General features: G+C 47.5%; 2 protein-coding genes. One reads left to right on the top strand and one right to left on the bottom strand.

Annotated features, from left to right (window positions below; all coding sequences use genetic code 11):
- Positions 1 to 615 precede the first annotated feature (615 nt).
- Positions 616 to 1338 (bottom strand): 16S rRNA (uracil(1498)-N(3))-methyltransferase, encoded by a 723-nt coding sequence (locus RMO35_RS19480; protein WP_309743334.1) that lies wholly within the window; start codon positions 1336 to 1338, stop codon positions 616 to 618.
- Between the two features lie 126 nt (positions 1339 to 1464).
- On the opposite strand from RMO35_RS19480, the gene RMO35_RS19475 reads away from it, so the two are divergent.
- On the top strand, positions 1465 to 1925 hold a 461-nt coding region (locus tag RMO35_RS19475; protein ID WP_309743332.1), incomplete at its 3' end, for a J domain-containing protein.

Raw genomic sequence — 1925 nt, 5'->3', positions numbered from 1 at the left:
TTTTTTCCCAAAAAACACCCACACCCACAACCTCTCATTTAACTATTTATTTCTTCGCGGGGGGGGGGGGGGGGGGTGGGGGGTGGGCCATAGGCTTTGGGCTTTAGGCTTTAGGTTTTGGGCTTTAGATTTTAGATACTTTGTAGGGTGGGCAGTGCCCACCATCAGGGTTACAGATGATTTTAGTATTTAAAATAATTGTGTTTACCTACTTCTATAAAATTTAGAGATATATAAGTAGCTGGGGTTAACTAAGTAGGTAGATGCAATTATTTGTAAGATAGATTATGGCTGAAACCTAGCTGGTGGGCAGCGATTCGCGCCCTGGAGGTTTCCTCCAGATCGAGCGAATCAAGACAGTGCCCACCCTACACGATATCTTATATTTAATTACGCCCAGATACTTAAATATAAGAGGCTAATTGTGCCTACCTACTCATACATCGACTTGTGTTTGACTTGCGATCGGGTATCGCCAAATTATCGATTTGCTCTAGCATATGCGAGAGCCTCTAAACATTTATCGTTGAAGACAGGCGAACGATCGATCCGGTCTGAAGTTGGCTATTATATCAAGACTTGGGGACGAGTATTTGCTCGATCGCAGCCAATAGCCTACGCTAATGCGGCGGTAACGATCGATAACGCAACGATAGGAGCGGTAATCGTGCGGAAAATCTGGCGTCCGAGGGAGACAAGCTGAAACTGATGTGCGAGTGCTAACTGGATTTCAGCAGGCGTCCAGCCGCCTTCAGGGCCGATCGCGATGAGAATGGGTCGATCGCTAATTTTGCTCGATTGGAGACAGGTGAGGAGGTGGGGATGTTCGCCTCTAGCTTCGCACAGATATTTGGCGCTTGGATCGGGAAGTTCGCTCAAAATGCGCTGTAGAGACTGTGGTTCGGCGATCGTGGGGATAGTGAGTCGTTCCGATTGTTCGGCAGCTTCCTGGGCGATTTTGCACCATCTCTGATACTTTTGGGGACTGGGAACTAGCAAGGTGCGATCGCTCAGGGCGGGGAGGATATTCGTCACGCCGAGTTCGGTACAGGCGCGGACGATATCGTCAAAGTTATTCCCTTTGGGGAGAGCGCAAATCAGGGTAATCGGGGGTGAAAGTTGGCGATTTACTGAGCTGGTGCCTGGGGTAATTAATTCAACGATCTGGGCATTTGATGTCGCTAATTCGCACAGATACAGTTGTCCGGTACCGTCGATCGCGTGAAACTTGCTGCCAGTTGGCAGGCGGAGGACGCGGGTAAGGTAGTGATGTTGTGCTGGTGTGAGTAAGATGTCTCGATCGACAATTTGACTGGGGGAGATCGCGATCCGTTGCAATGTTTTTAAAATATTGATTACAAGATGTTTTTCGTGTAAGATAAAAAAATGATACTGCGGTCAAATTACGGGGAATACTAATAGAGTATGACTCGAAATGTCCAATCCTAGCGTTCTGGTAAATCAATGGTTGCATCTACCAACAACTTAGACCGATGTTATCAGTTACTCGGCATCTATCGCGGCGCATCGATAGAGGAGCTGAAAACTGCCTACCGTTCCTTGGCTCGCAAACTGCATCCCGATCTCAACCCAGGTGATGTTGACGCACATCAACGTTTTATCTCGCTCAATCAAGCTTATCAAACTTTACTCGCGGGAATTACGGCAACTGCCAAGCCTCACCCCGATCGAACGACTCAGCAGACACCAGCCAGTACGACTAAGACTCGCGTTACTACTGCGCCACCGTCAACCACCACCCAAAAACAGCCGCAAGATAGCGATCGATTGAAGTGGAAGTTGTATGACCAATTGCAGTCTTTATTAAAGCAACAACAATTTTTAAAAGCGATCGTCTTAATTGAGGGTTTAGCTCATCATTCCCCTCAAGATCGTCAGGTTTGTCAATGGCAAGGGATTATTTA

The organism is Chamaesiphon sp. OTE_20_metabat_361, from assembly GCF_031364565.1.
The sequence above is the reverse complement of the archived record's forward strand: the minus strand, read 5'-3'. Positions and strand labels throughout refer to the sequence as shown.